General features: G+C 65.7%; 21 protein-coding genes. 13 read left to right on the plus strand and 8 right to left on the minus strand.

Annotated elements, in window-relative coordinates:
- Window positions 1-62: 62 nt before the first annotated feature.
- The gene (locus ACODTW_RS20065) at window positions 63-1,664 is read right to left on the minus strand and encodes a hypothetical protein (RefSeq protein ID WP_488947850.1); all 1,602 of its coding nucleotides are present in this window, start codon (window positions 1,662-1,664) and stop codon (window positions 63-65) included.
- A 4-nt stretch (window positions 1,665-1,668) separates the two neighbouring features.
- Window positions 1,669-1,896 (minus strand): hypothetical protein, encoded by a 228-nt coding sequence (locus tag ACODTW_RS20070; RefSeq protein ID WP_488947851.1) that lies wholly within the window; start codon window positions 1,894-1,896, stop codon window positions 1,669-1,671.
- A gap of 202 nt (window positions 1,897-2,098) precedes the next feature.
- Here ACODTW_RS20070 and ACODTW_RS20075 point away from each other — a divergent pair, with 202 nt between their 5' ends.
- The 10 genes from ACODTW_RS20075 (at window position 2,099) to ACODTW_RS20120 (ending at window position 12,457) form a co-directional block, all read left to right on the plus strand.
- A complete protein-coding gene (locus tag ACODTW_RS20075; RefSeq protein WP_488947852.1) occupies window positions 2,099-3,571 on the plus strand; it encodes a UbiA family prenyltransferase in 1,473 nt (490 codons plus the stop codon).
- Window positions 3,568-4,908, plus strand: a complete 1,341-nt coding sequence (locus ACODTW_RS20080) for an FAD-binding oxidoreductase (protein ID WP_488947853.1) — start codon at window positions 3,568-3,570, stop codon at window positions 4,906-4,908. The genes ACODTW_RS20075 and ACODTW_RS20080 overlap by 4 nt, the downstream gene beginning before the upstream one ends.
- Complete coding sequence (locus ACODTW_RS20085; protein ID WP_488947854.1) at window positions 4,905-5,648, plus strand: SDR family oxidoreductase; 744 nt, start codon at window positions 4,905-4,907, stop codon at window positions 5,646-5,648. The genes ACODTW_RS20080 and ACODTW_RS20085 overlap by 4 nt, the downstream gene beginning before the upstream one ends.
- A 234-nt stretch (window positions 5,649-5,882) precedes the next feature.
- Window positions 5,883-6,923, plus strand: a complete 1,041-nt coding sequence (locus tag ACODTW_RS20090; RefSeq protein WP_488947855.1) for a GHMP family kinase ATP-binding protein — start codon at window positions 5,883-5,885, stop codon at window positions 6,921-6,923.
- A gap of 11 nt (window positions 6,924-6,934) precedes the next feature.
- Window positions 6,935-7,501, plus strand: a complete 567-nt coding sequence (locus tag ACODTW_RS20095; protein ID WP_488947856.1) for an NUDIX hydrolase — start codon at window positions 6,935-6,937, stop codon at window positions 7,499-7,501.
- Between the two features lie 95 nt (window positions 7,502-7,596).
- On the plus strand, window positions 7,597-8,559 hold the full coding sequence (locus ACODTW_RS20100) for a thiamine pyrophosphate-dependent dehydrogenase E1 component subunit alpha (RefSeq protein WP_488947857.1): 963 nt from the start codon (window positions 7,597-7,599) through the stop codon (window positions 8,557-8,559).
- Entirely contained in the window at window positions 8,546-9,613 is a 1,068-nt protein-coding gene (locus ACODTW_RS20105) for an alpha-ketoacid dehydrogenase subunit beta (protein WP_488947858.1), read from the plus strand. Before ACODTW_RS20100 ends, ACODTW_RS20105 begins: the two co-directional genes overlap by 14 nt.
- Window positions 9,614-9,639: 26 nt before the next feature.
- Complete coding sequence (locus tag ACODTW_RS20110) at window positions 9,640-10,809, plus strand: DegT/DnrJ/EryC1/StrS family aminotransferase (RefSeq protein WP_488947859.1); 1,170 nt, start codon at window positions 9,640-9,642, stop codon at window positions 10,807-10,809.
- A 15-nt stretch (window positions 10,810-10,824) separates the two neighbouring features.
- Window positions 10,825-11,769, plus strand: coding sequence for an NAD-dependent epimerase/dehydratase family protein (locus ACODTW_RS20115; protein ID WP_488947860.1), 945 nt, complete (start codon window positions 10,825-10,827; stop codon window positions 11,767-11,769).
- Window positions 11,762-12,457 (plus strand): sugar phosphate nucleotidyltransferase, encoded by a 696-nt coding sequence (locus tag ACODTW_RS20120; protein ID WP_488947861.1) that lies wholly within the window; start codon window positions 11,762-11,764, stop codon window positions 12,455-12,457. The genes ACODTW_RS20115 and ACODTW_RS20120 overlap by 8 nt, the downstream gene beginning before the upstream one ends.
- A 27-nt stretch (window positions 12,458-12,484) precedes the next feature.
- On the opposite strand, the gene ACODTW_RS20125 is transcribed toward ACODTW_RS20120, so the two are convergent.
- The 4 genes from ACODTW_RS20125 to ACODTW_RS20140 form a co-directional block, all read right to left on the minus strand.
- A complete protein-coding gene (locus ACODTW_RS20125) occupies window positions 12,485-13,255 on the minus strand; it encodes a WecB/TagA/CpsF family glycosyltransferase (RefSeq protein WP_488947862.1) in 771 nt (256 codons plus the stop codon).
- Window positions 13,249-14,643 (minus strand): sugar transferase, encoded by a 1,395-nt coding sequence (locus ACODTW_RS20130; RefSeq protein ID WP_488947863.1) that lies wholly within the window; start codon window positions 14,641-14,643, stop codon window positions 13,249-13,251. Before ACODTW_RS20130 ends, ACODTW_RS20125 begins: the two co-directional genes overlap by 7 nt.
- A 127-nt stretch (window positions 14,644-14,770) precedes the next feature.
- Window positions 14,771-16,150: an outer membrane beta-barrel protein gene (locus ACODTW_RS20135; RefSeq protein ID WP_488947864.1), complete on the minus strand. Its 1,380-nt coding sequence runs from the start codon at window positions 16,148-16,150 to the stop codon at window positions 14,771-14,773.
- A 206-nt stretch (window positions 16,151-16,356) separates the two neighbouring features.
- Entirely contained in the window at window positions 16,357-17,469 is a 1,113-nt protein-coding gene (locus tag ACODTW_RS20140; protein ID WP_488947865.1) for a hypothetical protein, read from the minus strand.
- 239 nt (window positions 17,470-17,708) lie between these two features.
- Between ACODTW_RS20140 and ACODTW_RS20145 the strand changes: the two genes are divergently transcribed.
- From ACODTW_RS20145 to ACODTW_RS20155, 3 genes are read left to right on the plus strand one after another with little or no spacing between them, the layout of a single operon-like run.
- Window positions 17,709-18,287 carry a polysaccharide biosynthesis/export family protein gene (locus tag ACODTW_RS20145; protein ID WP_488947866.1) on the plus strand — a complete coding sequence of 193 codons (579 nt, stop codon included), beginning with the start codon at window positions 17,709-17,711 and terminating at the stop codon, window positions 18,285-18,287.
- A gap of 57 nt (window positions 18,288-18,344) precedes the next feature.
- A complete protein-coding gene (locus ACODTW_RS20150; RefSeq protein WP_488947867.1) occupies window positions 18,345-19,721 on the plus strand; it encodes an O-antigen ligase family protein in 1,377 nt (458 codons plus the stop codon).
- A 34-nt stretch (window positions 19,722-19,755) separates the two neighbouring features.
- The gene (locus ACODTW_RS20155) at window positions 19,756-20,946 is read left to right on the plus strand and encodes a glycosyltransferase family 9 protein (RefSeq protein ID WP_488947868.1); all 1,191 of its coding nucleotides are present in this window, start codon (window positions 19,756-19,758) and stop codon (window positions 20,944-20,946) included.
- A 4-nt stretch (window positions 20,947-20,950) separates the two neighbouring features.
- Here the strand turns inward: ACODTW_RS20155 and ACODTW_RS20160 are convergent, their stop codons facing one another.
- Together ACODTW_RS20160 and ACODTW_RS20165 are read right to left on the minus strand one after the other, a co-directional pair.
- Entirely contained in the window at window positions 20,951-21,688 is a 738-nt protein-coding gene (locus tag ACODTW_RS20160) for a hypothetical protein (RefSeq protein ID WP_488947869.1), read from the minus strand.
- Window positions 21,654-23,951 (minus strand): GumC family protein, encoded by a 2,298-nt coding sequence (locus ACODTW_RS20165; RefSeq protein ID WP_488947870.1) that lies wholly within the window; start codon window positions 23,949-23,951, stop codon window positions 21,654-21,656. Before ACODTW_RS20165 ends, ACODTW_RS20160 begins: the two co-directional genes overlap by 35 nt.
- Window positions 23,952-24,542: the final 591 nt, after the last annotated feature.

Genomic DNA, 24,542 nt, shown 5'->3' on the forward strand with positions numbered 1-24,542 from the left:
CCGGCTGCGGGGAGCTGGGGCAACGGCTGGTCAGGGCGCACAAGTCCGCATGTCAATGCTGCTCAGCCCCGCCGCAGGTCCACATAGGTGCGGATAAAGGGATTGGCGTCGAACAGCGTGCGGGCACCCAGGTCGATCAAGGTACGGGTCATCTCTGCCCGGTACTCGCTGGCGATGATGAACACGCCGTTGGCCCGTTCCGCCTCGCTGAGGTCCGTGGGAAGGCGCTGCGGGTGGCCGAAGGCCGTGCCGCGATGCGTGCTGTCCAGCACGGCCGTCACGGGCAGATGCGCCATCTTGGCCAATTCGCCCAGGACCACCCGCCCGCCAAAGCCGGCACCATAGACAAAAAGCGGCCGCCCCGTGGGCAGGGCCCAGAAATCGGCGGGGCGGGCCAGGCGGGGCAGGGCGGCGACGTCGGCCTCCTGCCCCCAGGCGGGGGGGCCGTCCTCCCCCATCCCGGTTCCGGGGCCCTGGCGCAGTGCGGTGAGGATGGGGTCCAGCCGCTCGCGGTCGGCCAGGCGACGGGCGGACTCTTCCCGCCCCTCCTGGCGAAAGGCGGTATTGTCGGCCTGCCCGTCGCGCCAGTGAAAATCGCAACTGACCCGCAGGGATGCGCGTAAAGGGCCCCTCAGCAACAGCCGGCGGATCAGATAGGTATCCTCGGCAAAATCCAGCTCCGGATCGGGTCCGATTGCGGGCAACAGGCTGGATGCGGCCAGAAAGGCGTTGGAATGGATGGTCATGCGGTCGGCCAGGAACCGGCCCCTGTCCGCCACCGGCAGGCCGTGAAACCGCCGGTGTTCAGCCTTGTCACCCGTGACGGACGGCGGTACCGGCCCGTCGGCATCGTCCCATACCCGTACCGACCCGGCCGCCGCTACCTGCCCGCCCCAGGCCAGTTGGGCCAGACTGGCCACATGATTGGGGTGCAGGGCGTCGTCATCGTCCAGTACGCCGAACAGCTCTGCCTCCACCGCCGCCAGCCCGGCCCACAGCGCCGTGCTGCGCGGGGCGGGGACAGGGGGCAGGTCCACCAGCGTCAGCCGGCGCAGATGCGGCCGCCAGTGCTCCATCTCTGCCTCCAGGCCCTTTACGGGGGCATAGCGGACCAGGATGGCGCCAATGCCGGACGCGGTCTGCGCCGCAAGGCTGGCCAGGCTGCGGCGCACGAAGCCGATGTCGCGGCCCCCGACGCGGATGATGTAATCGACGCTGGGTCCGTCATGGCGCGGCCCGAAGCCCGCCGCGGCATGGATGTCGGCCGCCAGGGCCACCAGCCGGGCCGGCAGGTCCGCCTCCCCCCACGGCCCCCCCAGGGACAGGATCTGTGCCGTGCGGTCCGTGGGAAACAGCGTATCGCGGACGAAGCGCGCCTGTACCTCCGTCCCGGTCAGGAACCCGTCATGGGAAAGCAGGCATTCCAGCCGACGCCGGTCGCTGCGCAGCGGCTCCGGGTCGTCGGTAAAGCAGCAGAGCCAGGGATGGGCCGTGCGCTTGCCGCTTTGCGTGTCCGCGCTGATCACCAGATCGGGGGCGGCCGCCTCCACCTCCCGCGACAGGCGGCATTGGAACAGGGGCCAGCCCGCGGCGCGCAGTTGTTCCGCCACCCGGTCCAGGGCGGGGCAGGGGGCTGCATCCGGCTGGAACAGGGCCACGCGCATGGGGTTACAGACCGTTGCCGGCGACGCTGCCATCCTTGCGGCGCGACAGCTGCACCTGGCCCTCGACGCATTTGACATAGGTGGTCTTGCCCAGGGCCAGCCCGTCGCAGATGGTGATCAGGGCGCGGGGCAGACCGCCAAAGTCCTTCGATCCTCGCACCCCGGCATTATAGGTGGCGAGATATTCCTTCAGCGCCGGCTTGGTGACGGGCTTGCCGTTCTGGTCGATCATGAAAGAGGGGCTCCAACAGGGACAAGGATGACAGGCGGGAATGATTGCCCGAGGCGGGCCCCGGGGGCCAGCAATCATTTCGACCCGCGGCATCGGCGCACCGCCACCATCCCGCTGCCTCTATAGAAAGTTGTGGCCGGGGCGGCGGGCGGCCCCCTATAATTCCGCCCGTCCCCGCCACGGGGTTTCAGCGGATCAGGTCATGCGGCAGTCGGTGAATAGTCAGGATTTTGACCGGCCGGATGACGGTGCCGTGCCGCCTGTGCCCCTGGTGGTCGATCTGGATGACACGCTGATCCGCACCGACCTGCTGCACGAGGCGTTGATCCGGCTGTGTGCCCTGCGGCCCGGGGCCGCGGCGGCGGCGCTTGTCCGGCTCCGGCGGGGGAAGGCCGCGTTCAAGGCAGCAGTGGCCATGCGTGTGCCCCTGACGCCGGACCGGCTGCCCTACAACGAAACCGTGCTGGACTTCATCCGTGCCGAACAGGCGCGGGGCCGGCCTGTCTATCTGGCCACCGGGTCGGACCGTGCCTTCGCCCAGGCGGTGGCAGACCATCTGGGCCTGTTTGCCGGGGTGCTGGCATCCGACGGGCAGATCAACCTGACCGGCACACGCAAGGCCGAAGACCTGTGCGCGCGGTTCGGGCCGGGCGGGTTTGATTACATTGGCGACAGCCATATCGATATTCCGGTCTGGCGCCGGGCGCGGCGCGCCTTGCTGGTGGCGCGCAATGCCCGGGTGGAGAGCCGGTTGCGGGCACAGGTGCCCGATCTCACCGTGCTGGATCGACGGCCCGGCGGCTGGCGCGACTATGGGCGTGCGCTGCGCCCGCATCAATGGGCCAAGAACAGCCTGCTGTTCCTGCCCCTGATCGCGGCCCATGCCTTCGACCCCGTCAATCTGGCGCTGATCGCGCTGGCCGTTCTGGCCTTCAGTCTGGTGGCGTCGTCGGTCTATGTGCTGAACGACCTGATCGACCTGGACAATGACCGGGATCATCTGCGCAAGCGCCTGCGGCCGCTTGCCAGCGGCAACATGCCCGTCCGGCATGGGGCGGTGATGGCGCCGTTGCTGTTGCTGGGGGGTGTCGCGGCGGCGTCGCTGGTGTCGCCCGCGTTTCTGGGCATCGTTCTGGTCTATTTTCTGCTCACCTGTGCCTATTCGCTGTACCTGAAGCAGCTGGTCATCGTTGATGTGCTGGCGCTGGCTGGGCTTTACACCATCCGCGTCATGGCCGGGGCGGTGGCGCTGACATTGCCCCTTTCGCCCTGGATCCTGGCCTTCTGTCTGTTCCTGTTCATGTCGCTGGCCCTGGTCAAGCGCTACACGGAACTGCGTTCGCGCTTCGATGCCGGCAAGCCGGCGCCGCTGGGGCGCGGCTATCTGCTGGACGACATGCCCCTGCTGATCGCGCTGGCCGGTGCTGCCGGCTATGCCGCCGTGGTCGTGCTGGCGCTCTATGTCAACAGCGAGGCGGTGACGGTGCTGTACCGGCGGCCGGAAGGGCTGTGGAGCATCTGCGTACTGCTGCTGTACTGGATCAGCCGAGCGCTGCTGATCGCCCATCGCGGCCGCATGCATGACGATCCCATCGTTTTTGCCCTGAAGGACCGGGTCAGCCTGCTGATCCTGATGCTGGCGATGGTCGCGGTCGGCTGGAGCATGCTGGCATGACCAAGGGGGTGACGACGACGCTGGCCGGATGGGGCAATTATCCCCGCGTTGACTGCCGGATGATCCAGGCTGACGGCGCCGCCCTGCCGGGGCGGGTGGCGGCGGAGCCGTCCCTGATCGCGCGTGGCAACGGCCGGGCCTATGGCGACGCCGCCCTGAACGCCCGTGCGACCTTGCTGATGGAACGGCACGACCGGATCCTGGCCTTCGATCCGGCGACAGGATGGCTGAAGGCCGAAGCCGGCGTCATGCTGTCAGACATTCTGGACCGGTTCCTGCCGCAGGGATTTTTTCCGCCGGTCACGCCAGGAACGAAACTGGTCACGCTTGGCGGCATGGTGGCGGCCGATGTGCATGGGAAGAACCATCATATCGACGGATCCTTCTGCCGTCATGTGGAAGCCCTGGATCTGATCCTGCCCGACGGTATGATCGTCACCTGCACCCCGACGCAGAATGCGGACCTTTTCCAGGCGACCTGCGGGGGCATGGGGCTGACGGGGGTCATCGCCACCGTCAGCTTCCGGCTGCGCCGGATCGAAACGGCCTGGATCCGGCAGGAGACCGTGCGCTGTCCGGACCTGATGGCGGCCATGGCGGCATTGGAGGCGGCGCAGGCCAGCACCTATGCCGTTGCCTGGATCGATGGCCTGGCGGGCGGGGCGCAGCTTGGGCGCAGTCTTGTCTATCGGGGCGAACATGCGCAGCTGGATGAACTGGATGCGGCCCGGCGGGCTGAACCGCTGCGCGCGCCGGCACGCCGCCCGCTGACGATACCGTTCTACCTGCCGGGGCTGGCGCTGAACGGGTTGTCGGTGCGCGCCTTCAACGCCTTCTATTATGGCCATGGCCGGCCGGGTTCGACGCTGGTCGATTGGGACAGTTATTTCTATCCGCTGGATCGCATTCTGGCCTGGAACCGTATCTATGGCCGGGACGGCTTCACCCAATATCAATGTGTGCTGCCCCGCGATGGCAGTCAGCAGGGATTGCGGGCCCTGTTGACCGCTATCGCGCGGGCGGGGATCGGGTCCTTCCTGGCGGTGCTGAAGCTGCTGGGCGCACAAGGCGATGGGCTGCTGTCCTTTCCCATGGAAGGCTACACCCTGGCCTTGGATTTCCCCATGCGCCCGGCCACCCTGCCGCTGCTGCGCGAACTGGATGCCATCGTCGCCGACCATGGTGGGCGGCTTTACCTGGCCAAGGACGCGCGCATGGATGCCGACCTGCTGCGCCGCTCCTATGGACAGCGGCTGGACCGTTTCAACGCCATCCGACACCGGATCGGCGCCGACACCCGCTTCCATTCCCTTCTTTCCGAACGGCTGGGCCTATGATGGATGAACCGCAACGCCTGCTCCTGCTGGGGGCGACTTCCGATATGGGGATTGCCGTCGCGCGGGTCTTTGCCGCCCACGGATTCGCCATCGCCCTGGCGGCACGCGACCCGCAGCGGCTGGAGCGGGACGTCGCGGATATTTCCATCCGCCATGGCGTATCGGTCACGGCCCATGCCTTCGATGTGCTGGACACCGGCGGGCATGCGGCCTTTGTGGACGGCCTGCCCTGGTTGCCGGACGTTGCCGTCTGCGTCGTCGGTCTGTTGGGGGGTCAGGTGCGGGCCGAGGCGGACGCCGATCATGCCAGCCTGATCATGCGCAGCAACTATGAAGGGCCGGCCCTGATCCTGGGGCTGCTGGCCAACCGGTTCCAGGCGCGGGGGCGGGGAACATTGATCGGTGTGTCGTCGGTGGCGGGGGAGCGCGGACGGGCCAGCAATTATGTCTACGGGTCTGCCAAGGCCGGCTTCACCGCCTTCCTGTCGGGCCTGCGCAATCGCCTGGCCCGCCATGGCGTTCACGTCCTGACCGTGAAGCCCGGCTTTGTCCGGACGCGGATGATCGAGGGGATGCGCACGCCAGCGCCGCTGACGGCCCAGCCGGCCGAGGTGGGTGAGGCCATCTACAAGGCATGGCGCAGAAACCGTGACCAGATCTACGTCCGGCCGGTCTGGTCACTGATCATGGCAATCATCCGGGCCATTCCGGAGCGGGTGTTCAAGCGTCTGTCGCTGTAGCGGCCGATGGCCCGGTGTCAGGCGCAGATCAGGGACATGGGGGTTTCTTCATATCCGTGCTCAACAAATGTCGGGATAAGGGCGCACAACCCGGCCGAGGGATTATCATACATTGATAAAAGTCTTGCTTATCACAATTATAGCAGGACAATTTAGCGACCCTTCGCAAGGGGCGCCGGCCCGGAAATGGGTGCGGGTCAAACCTGCCACTGCGGCAGAAATTCTCGGGGATCCGTGAGCCAGTTCGTAATGATGACCAGCCGTACGCCCTACCGCGTCTCGCTTTTCGGCGGCGGCACGGACTATCCCGCCTGGATCGCCCGGCACGGCGGGGCCGTGCTTGGCATGGCCATCGACAAATATTGCCATATCACCCTGACGCGTCTGGCGGGGGCGGAGAAGGACATTTACCGCGTGATCTATGCGCGGGAGGAGCAGGTGCCCCGGATCGCCGACATCCAGCATCCGGCCGTGCGGGCCGTCTATGCCGAGTTGGGGGTGCCTCCCGGGCTGGAACTGCGCCATGAGGGTGATCTGCCCGCCCGGTCCGGGCTGGGGTCCAGTTCATCCTTCACGGTGGGCCTGCTGCATGCCCTGGCCGCCATGCGGGGCCAGTCGGTTACCCCGCATGATCTGGCGACGGAAGCCATCCGTATCGAACAGCAGGTGATCGCAGAGAATGTCGGCTGCCAGGACCAGGTCTGGGCCGCCTATGGGGGCATGAACCATATCCGCTTCATGCCCGACGGACAGTTCCGGGTTACCCCCATCACCCTGTCGGCCACGCGGCGGGAGGAATTGCTGGCGTCGACGTTGATGGTGTTCACGGGTCAGACCCGCATCGCGTCGGAAGTCGCCAAGGACCAGATCGAGAATCTGGACCGGCGGGAGGCCGAACTGCATCGCATGGCCGCGCTGATCGATCCGGCCGCGGCCCTGCTGGCCAATGAAGGCGAGCCCGTCCATCGGCTGGGCGAGCTGTTGCATGAAAGCTGGATGTTGAAGCGCGGTCTGGCCGACCGTGTGTCCAACCCCGAGATTGATGCCATTTATGCCGAAGCCCGCGCCGCCGGCGCCGTTGGCGGCAAGCTGCTGGGAGCCGGCAATGGCGGATTCCTGCTGTTCTTCGTGCCGCCGGAGCGGCGGCAGGATCTGGTGCGGCGGCTGGAGGGGCTGACCAGCCTGACCTTCGGCATCGCCCAGCAGGGCAGTCACATCCTGCTGCGTCAACCGGCGGCGGGGGCCGCGACGCCCGCCGTTCCGGCGGCTGTGTGATGGGCGACGCCATGACCATCACACGGCATGGGCGTCGCACCTTGGGCGGCAACGGCAAATGGACCATCCATCTGGATGATATCACCGATGCCGCGGGTCGCCGCGTGCCGGAATTCATGGTCCTTTCCCCGGCCAATCCCCGACCTGACCTGCTGACCGGGGCGGCCGTGGTGCCGGTTATCAATGGCCGTATCGGTCTGCTGCGCAACAGCCGCCATCCCGTCGGCGGCTCCTGCTGGGAAATCGTCAAGGGCTTCATTGATGATGGCGAGACCCCGGTCCAGGCCGCCTTGCGTGAGCTGGGAGAGGAGACGGGGCATGTCTGCGCGCCTTCCGACCTTTACCCTTTGGGCACCTTTCTGCCCGAAGCGGCGGTGATGGCGGTGCGCGGGGCCCTGTTCCTGGCCCGCGATTGCCACCCCTTCGGCGCCCGCGACGAGGGCGAACTGGGGCTGGGCCGGCTGAGCCTGTTCACGCCCGAAGAGGTTGAGCGCATGCTGATCGGGTCGGAGATCGAGGATTCAGGAACGGCCATCGGCCTGTTCCGGGCCTTGCCATTGCTGCGCGCGGGGCCCTAGGTCGCGCGCCCCGCTGGCGTTGCCCGGTGGGACTGCTATAAGGGCGCGGAAGAGGGATCTTCCGCCATCAATCTCAGGGGAAACAGGCGTCGCGCATGGCCAACAGCTCAGCTCCCGATCTGCACCTGATCGGCCGGCTTTACCGGTCGCTCTATCTGGTCCGCCGGATGGAGGAACGGGTGGCGGAAATCTATCCCACCGACAAGATCAAGAGCCCCGTCCACCTGTCCATCGGGCAGGAGGCCATTGCCGTCGGCATCTGCGACGTGCTGCGCGAAGATGATATCGTCTCCGGCACCTATCGCGGTCATGCGACATATCTGGCCAAGGGCGGCGATCCCGGCGCCATGCTGGCAGAGATGTTCGGCAAGGTCGACGGCTGTGCCCGGGGCAAGGGCGGTTCCATGCATCTGGTGGGCATGGATCACGGCATCCTGGGCTGTTCGGCGGTGGTGGGCAGCAATGTCCCCGTGGCCGCCGGTTATTCCCTGGCCTTGAAGCGGCGCGGCCGCGGGCAGGTGGTCGCCGCCTTCTATGGCGACGGGGCCAGCGAGGAAGGCTGCGTCTACGAGACGCTGAATTTCGCCGCCCTGCACAAGCTGCCCATCCTGTTCATCTGCGAGAATAATTTTCTGGCCATCCATGAACCGCTGCATCGCCGCTGGGCGGCCGACCAGCTGACGGAACGGGTGGCGACCTTCGGCATTCCCGCCCGGCGCATCATGTCGGGCGATATTTTCGAGATCCGCGACGCCGCCGCCGGTCTGGTCGCCGCCATGCGTGAAGGGGGCGGTCCGGCTTTCCTGGAATGTCACACCTATCGCTGGCGCGAGCATGTGGGGCCGGCCGAAGATTACGCCCAGGGTTATCGCCATCGCGCCGAGTTGGAGGCGTGGGAGCGCAAGGATCAGGTGGGCCGCCTGGCCGGCCTGCTGCCCGCCGCCGATCGCGCCCGTATCGAGACCGAGATCGAAGCCGAGATCGAGGCGGCTGTCGCCTTTGCCGAACAGAGCCCGTTCCCCGCGGCAGAGGAGCTGCACGCCCATGTCTTCGCCTGATAGCGCCGTGCGCTCCCTCCGCTATGTCGATGCGCTGCGCGAGGCCGTGGCGCAGGAAATGCGCCGTGATCCGGATGTGTTCTGTTTCGGCCTGGATGTGGATGACCACAAGTCCATCCAGGGGTCGACCGCCGGGCTGCTGGCCGAATTCGGGCCGGAGCGCTGTTTCACCACCCCCTTGTCCGAAGATGCCATGACCGGGGTGGCCATCGGTGCGGCCATGGCGGGCATGCGGCCCATCCATGTGCATATCCGCATGGATTTCTTGATGCTGTGCATGAACCAGCTGGTCAACATGGCGGCCAAGGCCCATTACATGTATGGCGGGTCGGTCAAGGTGCCCATGGTGGTCCGGTCCATGATCGGCAAATCCTGGGGCCAGGGGGCACAGCATTCGCAGGGGCTGCACGCCATGTTCGTGCATGTGCCCGGCCTGAAGGTGGTGGCACCATCCAACGCCTATGACGCCAAGGGCTGCATGATCGCCGCCATCCGCGACGACAATCCCGTCATCTTCATGGAACACCGTTTGCTGTACCCGACGGAGGCGCCCGTTCCGGAAGAGCCGTTCGCCGTGGAGTTCGGCCGGGCCCGGCATATGACGCGCGGGGATGACATCACCATCGTCGGCATTTCCAACATGGCGGTGGAATGTCTGCGTGCCGCCAGCCTGCTGGCCGATGTCGGCATGTCGGTCGATCTGATTGATCCGGTGACCCTGGTGCCGCTGGATATGGAGACCATCGTGGCGTCGGTGGCGCGTACGCGCCGGCTGCTGGTGGTCGACAATGCCTGGGTGTCGGCCGGGGCGGGGGCGGAGATCGCGGCTCAGGTGGCCGAATGGCTGGGCGGTTCCGGCCCGTTATCCATCAAGCGCCTGGGTTTTGCGCCCACCACCTGTCCGACGACGCCGGCGCTGGAGGCGCTGTTCTATCCCAACCCCATCAGCATCGCCAAGGCGGCCCACGCCCTGGCCGGGGGTGGTGGGGGGTGGGAGCCCGATCCCGAGCGTGCGCGCCTGGCCTATCAGCAGGCCTTCAAGGGACCTTTCTGAGCCTTCGATCATTGGTGACGACGAACATGTTCTATGAACTTGCCGCCCCCAGCTGGGGCCAGGAAGAAATTGACGCCATCCAGCGGGTTGTGGCCTCCGGCCGCTTCACCATGGGTGAACAGGTGGCGGCCTTTGAACGGGCCTTCGCCGGCTATTTCGGCATGCGCCACGGCATCATGGTCAATTCCGGCTCTTCGGCCAACCTGGTCGGCGTCGCCGCCCTGGCCTATAAGCAGGACCGGCCGTTGCAGCGCGGGGACGAGGTGATCGTGCCCGCCATCTCCTGGGCCACCACCTACCACCCGCTGCAGCAATATGGGCTGAAGCTGCGCTTTGTGGACGTGGAGCTGGACACGCTGAACATGGACGTGTCGAAGCTGGAACAGGCGCTGACCCCGCGCACCCGCGCCATCATGCCCGTGTCCATCCTGGGCAATCCGGCAGCCCTCGACGTCATCCGCGCCTTTGCCGACGCCCATGGGCTTTATGTGTTCGAGGATAATTGCGAGTCGATGGATGCGGAGCTGAACGGTCGCAAGACCGGCACCTTCGGCCATCTGAACAGTTTCAGCTTCTTCTTCTCCCACCATATCTCCACCATGGAAGGCGGCATCGTCCTGACCGACGATACCGAACTGGCGCATCTGTGCCGGTCGATGCGCGCCCATGGCTGGACCCGCGACCTGCCGGCGGACAGCCCCGTCTATCAGCGCCAGTCGGAAGACCATTTCGAGGCCTATCGCTTCATCCTGCCCGGCTACAATGTCCGGCCGCTGGAGATGGAGGGCGCCATCGGCCTGGAACAGTTGAAGAAGCTGCCCGCCATGACGGCGGCCCGCCGACGCAATCTGGCCCTGTTCCAGTCGCTGTTCGCCGGGGATGAGCGTTTCATCATCCAGCGCGAGAATGGCAAAAGCTCCAGCTTCAGCTTCACCATCATCCTGAACCCGGCGGCCAAGCTGGACCGACGCAAGGTCTTCGCCGCCCTGACCGAGGCCGATATCGGCTTCCGCATCATCACGGGTGGCTGCTTCCTGCGCCATGACGTCATCAAATATTACGATTACGACATCGTCGGCGGGATCGAGAATGCCAACCTGGCCCATGATTGCGGCTTCTTCGTCGGCAACCATCCATTCGACCTGACGCCGCAGATCGAGCGGCTGCGCGCCGTGCTCGATCAGGCCTGCCGCTGAACCGGAGTGACACGCATGTCCAAGGGCTATTCCATCCTGATCACCGGCGGCGCCGGTTATCTGGGCTCCACCATGGTGCCGGCGCTGCTGGCGGCCGGGCACCGGGTGACCGTGCTGGATAATTTCCTGTTCAAGCAGAATTCGCTGTCCCATGTCTGCGCCGACCCCGGCTTCGACGTGGTGCGCGGCGATGCGCGTGAGGCGGCGACGCTGCGGCCGCTGCTGGCCAAGGCTGATATCGTCATTCCGCTGGCCGCCCTGGTCGGTGCGCCCTTGTGCGACGCCGATCGCACAGCCGCCCAGACCACCAATCATGATGCGATCCTGACTCTGCTGAACATGCTGTCGCCGGATCAGCGCGTGCTGATGCCGGTGACCAATTCCGGCTATGGCGTGGGTGAGGCGGGCAAGTTCTGCACCGAGGAAACGCCGCTGAACCCCCTGTCGCTCTATGGGCGCAGCAAGGTGGAAGCGGAAGCGGCCGTTCTGGCGCGCGGCAATGCCATCAGCTTCCGGCTGGCCACGGTGTTCGGCATGTCGCCGCGCATGCGTGTCGACCTGCTGGTCAATGATTTCGTCTATCGCGCCGTCTATGACCGTGCGGTCGTGCTGTTCGAGCCGCATTTCAAGCGCAACTACATCCATGTGCGCGATGTGGCGCGGGCCTTCCTGCACGGCATCGACAATTTCGACACGATGCGTGACCGGCCCTATAATGTCGGCCTGTCGGACGCGAACCTGTCCAAATGGGAATTGTGCCAGCGTATCCAGGCGCAGCTGCCGGGCTTCGTCTTCCTGGAGGCGCCCATCGGCGAAGACCCGGACAAGCGCGACTATATCGTGTCCAACGCCCGCATCGAGGGCACGGGATACATGCCGGCCCACAGCCTGGATGCCGGCATTGCCGAACTGATCAAGGGCTACCGCATGCTGCGCAACAGCCTTTATTCCAATGTCTGAGGCACGCCAGGCCGTCATCCTGGTGGGGGGCAAGGGAACACGGCTGGGGTCATTGACCGCATCCACGCCCAAGCCCCTGTTGCCGGTTGCCGGCCGGCCTTTCCTGCTGTATCTGCTGGACCGGCTGGCGGGGGCGGGGTTCCGCGACATCCACCTGCTGACGGGCTATCTGGCAGAGCAGTTTCAGCCCATTGTTGAACAAGGGAAGGTCACGGGTTTATCCGTGACCTGTCACGCAGAATACTCGCCTGTGGGGACTGGCGGTGCGGTGCGGCAGGCCGCGCCCTTCCTGGCGCCGCAATTCCTGCTGCTGAATGGCGACAGTCTTTTCGACATCGATCTGGGACAACTGACGGTCCCCTTGCCCGCGGGCAGCCTTGGCCGGGTAGCCCTGCGGTCGGCTACGCGCACGGATCGCTATGGCGTGGTGCGGCTGGATGGCGACCAGATCACGGATTTTGCCGCCACGGGCGATCCCGACCAGCCGGGCCTGATCAATGCCGGGCTTTACTGGCTGGACCGTCAGGCGGCGGCGGGCATTCCGCCGGGCGTCGTGTCGCTGGAAGCCGATGTGCTGACGGTCCTGGCCCGTCAGGGGCGGCTGTGCGGTCTGGCCGGAGACGGATATTTCATCGATATCGGGGTGCCGGCCGATTATGCCCGCGCCCAGACGGATCTGGCGGGTTGATCCCACGCTCTCCGTCTCGACTGCGGATCAGCGCAGACGCCGACGGATTTCCTCCGCCAGCCCCAGTGCCGCGAAGCGGGGCACCGTGCGCAGATAGCGTCCGCCCAGGCGCTTAGGTTCAGTGGCCAGCCGAAACACCCATTCCAGACCGTTGCGGCGCAGCCAGGCGGGGGCCTGCGGCTTGCTGCCCGACAGGAAATCGAAGGCGGCCCCCACCCCGCACAGCAGCGGGGCGTGCAGATGCGGGCGGTTGCGGGCCATCCACAGATCCTGGCGCGGGGCGCCCAGCGACACCCAGACCACATCAGGCTTCGCCGCATCGATGATGGCGCGATGCTCTGCCTCCGTCTCATCACCCCACTGACCCATGGGGGGGGACAGGGTGCCGGCAATGGCAAGGCCCGGATGGCGATGGCCCAGCCGCTCCACCAACCGCTCCAGCACCTGGGGCGTCGATCCGAACAGGAAATGGCGAAATGTCCGCCGGCCGTGATGAAGGCCGTGCGCCATCAGCGCTTCCATGAAGTCCGGACCGTAGACACGCCCGACCTGGTGCCCGCGCGCCCGGCCCAGCCAGACGACGGGCATGCCGTCGGCCCCCACCAGATGGGCGCCGTCAAAGGCCCGTCGGACATCCGCATTGTCGCGCGCTTCCAGGATCGACCGGGCATCGGCGTGACAAGTATAGGCCTTTTCGCCGTTCTCAATCCAGGACGCCGCCAGCCTGACCGCATCCGGCAAGGTCAGCATATGGACCGGCACGCCCAGGATGGGCGCACGGTGGAGATGGCTCACCATGCGCCGCGACCCCGAACCACCTCGATCGCCGTTCGGGCCAGGATATAGACGTCCAGCCAGATGGACCAGTTGCGTACATAATAGCTGTCCAGCCGCTCCATTTCCTCCAAGGGCAGGGAACTGCGTCCGGAGACCTGCCAGAGGCCGGTAATGCCGGGCAGAACCTTGGCCCGGATGTCGCAGGCGGTGGCTGACAGGGATTGCAGATGATAATCGGGCAGGGGGCGCGGGCCGACGATGCTCATCTCCCCGCGCAGCACGTTCAGCAATTGCGGCAGTTCATCGATGCTGAGCCGGCGCATCAGCTTGGCGGCAAAGGGGATCAGGCGGGGATCATGGCGCAACTTCATGGCGCTATCCCATTCTGCGCGCGCCGCCTCCGACGTGGCCAGCAATGCCTGCAGCCGCTGATCAGCGTCCGGATACATGCTGCGCAGTTTCAGCACGGGAATCAGCCGGTTATCCAGGCCACGACGGGGCTGGCTGTAGAACACGTCCCCCGGCGACATGATCTGTACCAACAGTACGAAGGGCAGGCAGATCAGGACGGCCGGCACCAGAAGGATGGAGCCCAGCATCAGGTCCATCATCCGCTTGACGGCGCGGTTCCACGGCAGCAGCAGATTGCGCCGCATCTCCAGGCCCAACTGTCCGCCCAGATCGCGCGCGGCCACCCACTGGCTTTGCATTTCGGTCAATCCGCTGGCCAGGACAATCCGGCGGAACGGCAGACGGTCGGCGGCGGCAAGGCCGTCAAGTCCGTGGATGGCGATCAGTGCCAGATCAATGCCGGGCGCCAGCGGCGGTGCTGCCGGCGGTGCCTCCCCCTCCAGCGCCGGGACCCAGCCCAGTTCCGGATGGGCGCGCAGAACAGCCGTCAGCCGCGCCCGTTCCACCGGTTTGCCCAGCACCAGTACGGGGATGCCCCACAGGCGGCGGCGGATCAGCAGGTGGCGGAAAAGGGAATCGCCCATCGGCATGACCAGGATGGCGATGGCGGCGGCGATCAGCATGATGCCGCGCGACCATTGTCCACCCTGCGCCAGATGGTCAAACAGCAGCATTGCCGCAAAGAAAGCCGCCGTCAGCGTCACCTTCACCCGCAGCCGGTCGACTGCCGACCGGCCATAGCCGGGGCATAGTCCACCAGCGAGATACAGCAGCGGCAGGGCCAGAATGGCCAGATGCACACCCTGATAGATATCGGCGTTCAGTTCGATGGGCAGTTGCGGTGCCAGCAGCAGACGCAGCCAGGTCGCCAACATGACGATGGCCTGCAGCAGCAGCGCATCGGTCAGCATCATCAGCAGGGAGACATGCCAAAGCTTGCGCCCGTACTGGCGGACGGGGAGGCCGCGACCCACCTGCTGGGCCTGATCAATCAACATGTCAGCAGGCATCCCTGCCTCTCGTCCCTCGGGCGGGTATCGACGGTCTGCCTGCGGTTGCACTTCACGATACCGGGTGCCGGGTCACCTTGAACGGCACCCGCCCTTCCAACGGCAGGTTCAGGTATCAAATCCGCAGGCCGAAACGCAGTGCGACAACATATTGGTGGAAGTCGGCGGTATCGATCGTCGAGTTACGGTCACGATAGCCCAACTCGCCACCAATGTAATATTCCGGTGCCAGCGCCCAGGTCCCGCGCAGGCGCGCGTCATAGGTCCAGTCGCGACGTGGGTTAGCGCTGAAATTGTCGCGGGAGACACTGCCCACCGCGGTCAGGACCAGATTGCGCCGCACCTCGTGACGGATGAGCACACTGCCGGCCATGCGCACGATGCTGGAGGAACCCTGGATCGTGGTTTCCTGAACCGAACGCTCCAGCGACGGCACGACAACCGTCAGACGGCTGGGCGTCCAGTTGAATTTCGTGACGATGGAATAGCCCTTGGGGTCACTGAGGCGCTTGTCCTTGTAGTCCTGCACCTGATAACCAACCAGGAAATCGCCGCGCAGCAATTCACTGATATCGACGCCGACACCGGCGCGAATCCGCTGGCCGTCGCTGGAGCGCTGAAAGCCGTTATCGTCAAGCTTGTCGATATAGCGACGCCAGTTCTGCGAGCCCTCCACAACGACCGAATAGCCGGTGTAGAATTCGTAACCCGCGCGCGCCGTCAACGTGGTTTCATTCAGGTCGCGGTCATCATTGTTGATCTTGGTGCCGGTGGAGGTTTCAACATCGGCATAATCACGGTGCGCCACGTCAATGTCGCCGGTCAGCGTCAGGTTGCCCATGCGCGACTTGCTCTGCAGGCCACCGCTGACGGCCCGTGTGCGCGTCGGCTTCTTGCCGGCAGCGGCGTTGGGTGTGCCGCGATCCTCGTAATACTGGTTCACCTCGGCCGTGGCGTTGGCTTCCCACTGCTTGGTGAAGTCATAGCGGCCATCGACCAGCAGCACCCCGTCCAGGTGGGTGTCGTCCTCATGCTTCTGAAACACGGACTGGTCAAGACGGGCCAGCACGTTCAGGGCATGGACCGGGAACCGCGAACGCAGCCGGACTTCGGGCGTAATGCGGGTGATCAGGTCGTTCTTGGCGTTCTGGGACGTCGCGTAGATGTTGCTGTTATAGACCTCCGAGACTTCGAGTTGCGGCAGCATCAGGAAGCTGCCCATCTCGATGCCCTTAGGCTGATACGACTCGTCCACGCGCTTGACGTCGTCGGCACCGGGCCCGCCGTCCGCTTCCGGGCTGGCCTCGCGGACGACCGCGGAGCTGTTGCCGGCCTGGTCGCGAGCTGCGATCGTCGGGGTACTGGTCTGTGCCATGGCAGGCGACACCAGCGCCAGATGAGCCGTTGTCGCCGCCAGCAAAGCCAGGACGCTCATCGGCCGGGAACGTCCAATGGTGCCGATCTTCATGGAAATCGCCCGCATCAAAACCAGCATGACGTCGTTACCTGCCCGTCGAAACAAAGGTTAACTGCAAAATACCACTCCCCGCACTGCAATCAATAGGTTTGTTGCCAGCGGCGAGCTACGCCCTACATTTGCAGACAAAAAGTCATCGCACCGTGTTGCATCAGCAACTGTCAGTGATCGTCAATAAGAACATCGTCGCCAGGATATCCAGCGGCCGGCGACCTTACGCCTGATCAGTTGGGACTGACCGTGAAGATCGGAGGCTGCTCGGTCACATTGTTGTTATTGGTGTTGTTGTTTGTATTATTATTGTTGGTGTTGGTCGCCGTCTGGGTGGTCGTCTGCGTCGTCGTCGCCTGGGCAGTCGCGCCGCCCTGGTTGGTAGTGCCAGTCTGCGGCGTGGATGGGGCCGCGGCTGACAGGATGGCGTTGACCTGGGCGGCGTTGGTTGGGTTGGACTGCGACAAGGCTGTATTGCTGCTGGCCGTGTTCAGGGTCTGGACGACGGTCTGCGTTGCGCCCGGCGCGGCGGCGGTGACGGCCTGGCTGGTCACGGCGCTGTAGGCGTTTGACATGACCTGGATGGCGGCCTGCGGTGCGGCGTTATAGACGGCGGGCGTGGAGGCCACCTGCACCACGGCGGTTGCCATCTGGGCGACGGCGGTCGGTGAGGCAGCCTGAGCAGCCGGCTGGACCGCGATGCGGGCCGCCGTGGTGATGACGCCGGACGTCTGCGTGGGCGCGCTGTTGGTCACGTTCTGGGCGGCGACGGCCTGTACGGAACTGGCCGCCAGCGACACGGCCGCGGCGGGATTGGTGGCCACGATCGCTTCCGCCAGATTTACGGCGCTCTGGGCGACGGCGGCGATGACGGCCGGGCTGCTGGTCTGCACGGCGACCTGCATCGTGTTGGCGGCGACACTGGCCGCGATCTGCGGTGCGACGGCCTGCACGGGCGGGGCGACGAAGATGCGCGCAGCCGTGGTCACCACCGACTGCACCTGCGTCGGCGAACTGGTCTGCACGGGGCTGCTCTGCACGGCTTCGACCGCCGCGCCGGCGGCGATGATGGCGGCCTGGGGATTGGTCTGCACCAGCTGTTCGGCTGCGGCTACCACCTGATTCGCCAGATTGGCTGCCCGCGTCGGGCTGCCGCCCGACAATACATTGATCGCCTGGGTGACGGCGCCGCCATTGCCGCTCAACACGGCCGCCCGCAATGCCGGCGGCAGCGCATTCATCGCCTGACCTGCGGCGGCGGCCTGCTGCTGCTGGGCCTGAGCGGGCACAAGTGCGGTCCCCGCCAGAAGGGCGGTGATGAGGACGGCGAGGCGCAGACGGGTCATGGCAGGGGTTTCCGCTTTCAGGGCAATATTCTTGAAGCTTGGCGAATATTGCCGCAACTCCCGCGAAGGCACAAGTCTCGATTGAACGATGGGTTGTATGCTACATCGGCGGTGGCCGGCGACGACGGTTGTCGGGGTTGCGCCGAGGGCGGCGCATCGCATATGAATGGCCGTGAAGACCGCCATGCGCCCCCTGTTGGGCGCTGCCTTATTTTCCTGTGCCTGACAGAGTGTTGCCAATGGCTTTCAACTGGAAAAGCGTGCTGCTTGTGCCGTTCATGCTGCTGATCGTCGGCTGCAGCCAGACGGTGGGCGTCTTCCCGTCCGAGATGGCGCCGCAGACCACTGAGGTGATGCAGGGCTACAAGCTGGAGCCCGGCAACAAGATACGCGTCAATATCTTCAACGAGCAGAACCTGTCCGGCGACTTCACCCTGGATGCCACCGGCAATGTGGCCATGCCCCTGATCGGCAACATTCCGGCGGCGGGCCTGACGGCCAAGCAGCTGGGCGCGCGGATCGAGGATAAGCTGAAGCAGGACGGGCTGCTTCAGCAGCCGAGCGTGGCCGTGGAGGTGCAGACCTTCCGGCCCTTCTATGTGCTGGGCGAGGTGCGCCAGCCCGGCGAATACCAATATTCGGCCGGCATCACCGTGCTGAGCGCCGTGGCCCGCGCGGGTGGATATGATTACCGGGCCGTCACAGGAACGGTGGTCCTGGTGCGCAATGTCGACGGCGTCCAGAAGGAATATCAGGCGACGGAACTGACCCCGCTATTCCCGGGTGACATTGTCCGCGTCCTAGAGCGGCGCTTCTAAGAGGCGGCGATCCGGCCATGCCCGCATGACCGGTCGATCGCGAGCAGGCCGTATCCGATGAGTGTCAAGAGTCACGCCATCATCCTGTCCCTGATCGGTTTCCTGCTCTTCGGCTACGCGGTCGGGAGCAAGGGTTTTGCCTATCTGGGCATCGCCAATTTCTATATCGGCGAGATGGTGCTGGCAGCGTCCGTGACCCTGTTCATCTTCTCCCCCAATTTCCGGGCCGTGTTCAGCTCCTACGTTGCCTTGCCCTTCTTTCTGCTGGCATTTGTCTGTTTCATCCGGACGGCGCCCTTCATCGAGGTCTTTGGCATCTTTGCCCTGCGCGACAGCGTGCTTTACGGCTACATGCTGTTCGCAGTGCTGGTCGCCGGCTGTCTGTCGACTCCGCAGTCGGTCCTGCTCTCTGTCCGCACGTATGAATACGCTGCACTGGTGGCCATACCGGCTATCTTTGCCATGCTGCTGATCATCGGCGTCAGCGACGCCGATTTGGCGGATGGCTCGCCCACGCAGCTGAAACCGGGTGACACGGCGGTTCATCTGACGGGGGTACTGGCGTTTTTCCTGCTGGGTCTCGGGCGGCGTCTCGACAGCAATGATCACAGCTGGCCCGCGCTGCTGTTCCGGGTGGCTTTGGCTGCGACCTTGTTGATTGCCGTGCTTGTCGGCCTCTGGTGCGCCTCGCTCAGCCGCGGTGCGCTGATGTCGATGATGCTGGGTCTGGGGGCGCTGTTTCTGTGGGGGTTCAGCCGGAGGCTTCTGGCCTGGGCCGCCCTTGCCATGGTTCTGGTCGTCATTGCATCGGCGATCCTGGATATCCGCGTTGCGACGGAATACCGTGAAATCTCCGCCCGTCAGGTTGTCGCCAACCTGATCTCGGTTTTTGACGTGGACAGCGCCTCCATCGCCGGCAGTGACATCGACATGCAGGCCCTGGGGTCGACCGCCAGCTGGCGTCTGGACTGGTGGTCGGACATTGTTGATTACACTTTCTTCGGGGACCTGTTCTGGACGGGGCGCGGCTTCGGTCCCAATCTGGCAACGATCGATGGCTATCAGGTCGATCCCGACGGGGCGTTGCGCAGCCCGCACAATGCCCACATGACCTTTCTGGCCCGGGCGGGCGTTCCCGGCTTCATGCTGTGGGTGGTGTCGCAGCTGTCCTTCGGCGCGACCTTGGTCTTTTGCAGCCTGCGTATGCGTCGGATCAACGCACTGGGCTGGGTGCGTCTGAATGTCTGGGTGATGGCCTATTGGCTGGCGGCCCTCACCAATGCCAGTTTCGACGTCTATCTGGAGGGGCCGCAGGGTGGCATCTGGTTCTGGTGCATCATCGGCTTCGGCGTCGCCCTGATCCACCTGGAGAACCGGGCCTATCGGGAGCAGACGCGGCCGCTGGTTCTACAGCCGCTGGCGGCGATCGAATGATGGCGGGGCCCCCCGCCTGTCGGTGGACCCGGTCATGAGGCCGCTGTTGCCAGCGCCAAAAAGCACCCTGAAATCCCTGCTGGGATTGGCGTGGCAGGCGGTGGACGCCGTTTTGCTGCCCTTGCTGCCGCGACCGGTCACACAGGCACCGACAGTGATGCTGGTTCGGCTTGATCGGATCGGGGATGTGGTTCTGTGGCTGCCGGCCGCCCGGTGCCTGGCAGAACATTTCAAGGCGAGCGGCCATCGCGTGGTGGTACTGGTGGCGGCCGAATGCGCCATTCTGCTGCGTGAGATCACGGCAATCGACGAGATCATCACCATCGACCGCGCCGCGCTGCTGCTCAATCCGGTCTATCGTGTGCGGACCCTGCGGCGGGTGCGGCGCCTTGGTGCCACGCTGGCGCTGAACCCGACATTTTCTCGCGTCGCCGCCCTTGGTGACGCGGTGGTCCGCGCCAGCGCGGCTTCCCGCCGTGTCGGCTGGGTCGGCGACGGGGCGGCCAGCAGCCTGTTCGAGCGGCGGCTGGGCGACAGCGCCTATACCGAGCTGCTTTCCGCCCCACCCGGCATGCACAGCGAGCTGGCGCGCAACGAGGCGCTGCCGGCCCTGCTGGGGGTGGCGGAGGCTGGGTCCTGGCCCTGTGTGCCGCTGCCCCGCGACGCCGTGCCCGGGCTGCCGCCGGAATTCTATGTGCTGGCGCCGGGGGCCAGTCAGGAACTGCGTCGCTGGCCCGTGGAAAGGTTTGCGGCCCTGGCGGGCCGGATCCACGCTGCCACGGGATGGACGGGTATCATCTGCGGGGGCCGTGACGACGGGGCCCGCGCCCACCGGCTGCGGGCGACGCTGCCGGCAGTCCCGTTGATCGACATGACGGGGGCCACGGCGTTGCCGGCCCTGACCGATCTGATCGCCCGGGCGCGTCTGGTCGTGTCGTGCGACAGCGCCGCCATCCATATTGCAGCGGCCATGCGAACACCCGGTGTCTGCATCACGGGGGGTGGGGGGTATGAACGTTTTGTGCCCTACCCGGATGTCCGGCTGGCGCCGGTGACACCACCGCGGGTGGCTGTCCACCCCAGATCCTGCTTCGGCTGTGCCTGGAAATGCCCATACCGACCCACGGGACGCAGGCCGGCCCCCTGTATCGAGGATGTGTCGCTGGAGGCGGCGTGGGCGGAGGTGCAGATAGTGCTGCGTCAGGACCGGACGGCGGGCCGGTGAGCGATCAGGAGCGCGGCGGCCGCGGCGGCGGGGGACCGCCATTGTTGCGCAGATAGGCTGCCATTTCGCGGTCGGTCAGGCTGTCCAGCGCCTCGTCCACCAGCGGCGCCATGCCCGGGACCGCCCGCACCATTTCCGGCCATTCCCAGGAGAGTGTCCAGCTGTTGCGGATCTGCCGCTTCAACAGGCTGCGGCCGTCCGCGTCCATCAAGGGCAGCAGCCGGGCCCCTATGCGCAGACGGTCCGGCATGATGGCCGGCTCGAACCCGCCGGTCAGGACGGACATGCGCCAGGCGGCCAGGGCCCCGGTCATGTCGCCGTGCCCCTCCCTCAGGGCCGCCAGGCGAAGCCAGAGGGACGGATTGCCGGGTGTCCGCGACAGGCCGGCCTCCGTTGCGCTTTCTGCGGCCATCAGCAGGCGGAACTGGTCGGCCAGCGGGGCGATCGCGGCTGCCCGCAACAGCAGAAATCCCCGGTCGCCGTCGGACGAGCGGTCGCCCATGGCGGCGGCACGGTCCAGCGCCTGTACAGCCGTCAGCAAGGCCGGCAAGGCCACAGGCTGGCCGGCATAGGCCTCCCACAGCACGGGCCGTGCGGGCAGGGCTGCGATCGTCGCGGCCAGACGCGGCGCCGCGAAGGCGACCAAGGCCAGCCCGGCCCCGCCAACCAGCAGCAGGGTGAGGCGTCCGGCCAGGCGGCCCGTTCCGTTACCGGCTGCCGTAATAGTCACGGTAACGGCCATAATATTGTCCGTAGTCGCCATAGCCGTAGGTGGCGTGCTTGCTCTGGTTCACCTGCGACAGGACGATGCCATGCGGCGGGGCCCCGGCCATGCGCAGAACCTTGATGCCGTTGCGGACCGCATCGCGGGGCGTCGAGCCCCAATGGACCAGATAGATCACGCGATGGGCCATGCGGGCCAGCATGCGCGTATCGGACACGGCCAGCACCGGCGGACTGTCGATGATGATCCGCGAATAACGCCCCTGCAGCTCGTTCAGCAGGGTCTGGATGGCCTGGGCATGGATCAGGTCCACGACTCGCTGCGTACGGCCGGCCGCCAGCAGATCCACGCCTTCGACGACATTATGCTGCACGACCTCGTCGAAGGTGGCGGTTCCATCCAGGATGTCACCCAGTCCCCGTTCGCCCGGCAGTTCCAAGGCGGTATTGAGACGCGGACGATGCAGGTCGGCGTCGATCATCAGCACCCGGCCGCCGCTGCGTGCGCTGGTGATACCCAGGCACAGCGACACGAAGGTCTTGCCCTCCCGCGGGACGGAAGAGGTGACCAGCGAGATCAGGCTGCTGCCGGGCGGCACGCCGAATTCCACCGCGGTGCGCAGGTTGCGCAGACTGTCCGCGAGGCCGGATGTCGGCTTCTCCAGCAACTGCCGTGCGGTCTTGTCGCCCTTTTCCTTCTGCATGGGGATCAGGGCGAAGGCGGGCAGACCGGTGACATCCTCCACCTCGTCGGCAGAGCGCAGGGTGCTGTCCAGACGGTCGATCAGGAAGACCAGGCCCACGCCCAGGATCAGCGACAGCATGAAGACCACCGACAGGATCGACATCGTGCGCGGTGCCGACGGAACGATGGGAATTTCAGCCGGAGAGACGATTCGGGCATTGGCGCGGCGCATCTGTTCCATTTCAGTATCGCGCTTGAAGCGACCCAACAGGGCCTCGTACAGGCTCTTGCTGGCGTCTGCCTGACGCTCAAGCTCGCGCAGCTTCACCTCGGCCGTGCCGGCAGTCGTCGTCTCCCGGCGGATACCGGCCAGTTCGGCCTCCATCGACCGGACACCGGCCATGGCGATCTGCACGTCATTGCTGAGCGCGGCCGCGATCTTGTTGATCTCCTCGGTGATCTTGGCGCGCAGATCATCCAGGTCGGCGCGCAGGCCGACAATGCGGGGATGGCGGTCGCCATAGGTCTTTTCGGCTTCCGACACTTCGCGCGACTTGACCGCTTCCTGCTCGCGCAGGCGCTGGATCAGTGAGGATTGCAGCACGTCGCTGGACGTGGCCAGGCTTTCCGGCGACCGGGCCAGGGCGCGCACCTGGGCCAGACGCGCTTCCCGCTGTGACAGTTCGGCCCGGGCGATGACCAGACGGGAATTGATTTCCGACAGCTGCTGATCGCTGAGCGTCGCCTGACGCTGGTCGGAACGGCGCAGGTTGTTGGCCGCGCGGAAGTTTTCCACGGCGTTTTCGGCCGCAACCACGTCGGCGCGCATCCCCTCCAGCCGGTCGCCCAGCCAGCTGGTGACGCGCCGGGCCTCCTCCAGGCTCGCCTCCAGCCGATCGTTCATATAGGTCTCGGCGACGATGTTGGCGATCTGCGCCGCCTTTTCCCGATCACTGGAGATGAAGCGGATTTCGATGACGTAGGATCGACGCTGCGAGACGACGGTGAGCCGGCTGAGAACGGCCTTGACGATGCGGGCCTGCCGCATCTCTTCGCGGGCGCCGGGGGTGACGTCGCTGTTGGCGCTCTCGCTGTCGCGGCCTTTCAGCCAGTTCAGCGGAGACAGCCAGGACAGCCACGAGCTTTCGCCGTCCTTCGTTGCGCCCTTGCGCAGGGCGGCGTTGAATTCGGGGTCCTTGTCCAGGGCCAGCCGGTTGATCACGCGGCGGATCAGGTTGGTCGAGGTGATCAGTTCCGCTTCGGTCTGGATCACTTCCGGTGACAGCCATTGGCGCCGGAACATCGCGGTCTGCTCCGACAGCATGTTGCTGCTGTCGGCGGTTTCCACCACCACGCGGGCCGTGGCCGTATATTGCGGTTCCATCTGCTTCAGGATGATGGCGGTCGGGACCACCAGCAGCAGGACAGAGGCCAGAATGACGAACTTGCCGCGCAACAGCACGCGAGCAGCCCAGCGCATGGTCTGACGGAAGTCGAACGAGCGCCCGGCCGGCGTGTGGGGCCGGTGGTGGTGACCCGGCTGACCTTCGGGGAAAAGTTCCTCGACCGTGGGGCCGACACTGGAATGCTTGCTCATATCGCCTCAAGGTCCATGATCTGGAACCGCCACCCGATGGTGGCCAACAACGGATACACCGCTTTCGTCCGCATAGGTGGCCCCATCGGAGCCTGCCGACATGTCTTACTGATCACCCCCTTCTTAGGCAAGGCACCAGTGAAGATTGCTGATGGCGGCCAAGTGCTCCACCGGCAAGATAGGGGGCGCCATTGCCCCGATGCCGGTGGCGGGCGCGATGCCCTGCGTCCCTCCGGACGGCTGATGCCCATTATCAGGGCAGGCACGGCCGGGGCCGGCCGGCAGCGCAGGGCCGGGCAGAATCAGGGCGGTTGGCAGCAACGCGCATGACAAGGCCCGCGACGCGGCGGCATGTTTCATCGCGTGCGGCCATGATTCTGTCCCGTTCCGTCAGAATGATCAATGAGTGTACAACATCATGCCAGAGCGTTATCTACCTCTGCAACCGATGGATCACAGTCCAGGGACTGTAACCTTAGATTGATGATTGCCTGGGCATGGACCTGTCGGGCTTGTCGCTGCGCTGATCCGGTTCGAGGCGGGTTGCGGTGGCGTGCCGGATAACGTTAGCTTCGAAGCGGCGAGCCATCA

It is taken from the genome of Niveispirillum sp. FG148, from assembly GCF_057809655.1.

What these genes read in the sequence shown, in the direction of transcription:
- ACODTW_RS20065 (WP_488947850.1), bottom strand. Translation starts at nt 1,664, where the DNA reads ATGCGCGTGGCCCTGTTCCAGCCGGATGCAGCCCCCTGCCCCGCCCTG.
- ACODTW_RS20070 (WP_488947851.1), bottom strand. Translation starts at nt 1,896, where the DNA reads ATGATCGACCAGAACGGCAAGCCCGTCACCAAGCCGGCGCTGAAGGAA.
- ACODTW_RS20075 (WP_488947852.1), top strand. Translation starts at nt 2,099, where the DNA reads ATGCGGCAGTCGGTGAATAGTCAGGATTTTGACCGGCCGGATGACGGT.
- ACODTW_RS20080 (WP_488947853.1), top strand. Translation starts at nt 3,568, where the DNA reads ATGACCAAGGGGGTGACGACGACGCTGGCCGGATGGGGCAATTATCCC.
- ACODTW_RS20085 (WP_488947854.1), top strand. Translation starts at nt 4,905, where the DNA reads ATGATGGATGAACCGCAACGCCTGCTCCTGCTGGGGGCGACTTCCGAT.
- ACODTW_RS20095 (WP_488947856.1), top strand. Translation starts at nt 6,935, where the DNA reads ATGACCATCACACGGCATGGGCGTCGCACCTTGGGCGGCAACGGCAAA.
- ACODTW_RS20100 (WP_488947857.1), top strand. Translation starts at nt 7,597, where the DNA reads ATGGCCAACAGCTCAGCTCCCGATCTGCACCTGATCGGCCGGCTTTAC.
- ACODTW_RS20105 (WP_488947858.1), top strand. Translation starts at nt 8,546, where the DNA reads ATGTCTTCGCCTGATAGCGCCGTGCGCTCCCTCCGCTATGTCGATGCG.
- ACODTW_RS20110 (WP_488947859.1), top strand. Translation starts at nt 9,640, where the DNA reads ATGTTCTATGAACTTGCCGCCCCCAGCTGGGGCCAGGAAGAAATTGAC.
- ACODTW_RS20115 (WP_488947860.1), top strand. Translation starts at nt 10,825, where the DNA reads ATGTCCAAGGGCTATTCCATCCTGATCACCGGCGGCGCCGGTTATCTG.
- ACODTW_RS20120 (WP_488947861.1), top strand. Translation starts at nt 11,762, where the DNA reads ATGTCTGAGGCACGCCAGGCCGTCATCCTGGTGGGGGGCAAGGGAACA.
- ACODTW_RS20125 (WP_488947862.1), bottom strand. Translation starts at nt 13,255, where the DNA reads ATGGTGAGCCATCTCCACCGTGCGCCCATCCTGGGCGTGCCGGTCCAT.
- ACODTW_RS20130 (WP_488947863.1), bottom strand. Translation starts at nt 14,643, where the DNA reads ATGTTGATTGATCAGGCCCAGCAGGTGGGTCGCGGCCTCCCCGTCCGC.
- ACODTW_RS20135 (WP_488947864.1), bottom strand. Translation starts at nt 16,150, where the DNA reads ATGCTGGTTTTGATGCGGGCGATTTCCATGAAGATCGGCACCATTGGA.
- ACODTW_RS20140 (WP_488947865.1), bottom strand. Translation starts at nt 17,469, where the DNA reads ATGACCCGTCTGCGCCTCGCCGTCCTCATCACCGCCCTTCTGGCGGGG.
- ACODTW_RS20145 (WP_488947866.1), top strand. Translation starts at nt 17,709, where the DNA reads ATGGCTTTCAACTGGAAAAGCGTGCTGCTTGTGCCGTTCATGCTGCTG.
- ACODTW_RS20150 (WP_488947867.1), top strand. Translation starts at nt 18,345, where the DNA reads ATGAGTGTCAAGAGTCACGCCATCATCCTGTCCCTGATCGGTTTCCTG.
- ACODTW_RS20155 (WP_488947868.1), top strand. Translation starts at nt 19,756, where the DNA reads ATGAGGCCGCTGTTGCCAGCGCCAAAAAGCACCCTGAAATCCCTGCTG.
- ACODTW_RS20160 (WP_488947869.1), bottom strand. Translation starts at nt 21,688, where the DNA reads ATGGCCGTTACCGTGACTATTACGGCAGCCGGTAACGGAACGGGCCGC.
- ACODTW_RS20165 (WP_488947870.1), bottom strand. Translation starts at nt 23,951, where the DNA reads ATGAGCAAGCATTCCAGTGTCGGCCCCACGGTCGAGGAACTTTTCCCC.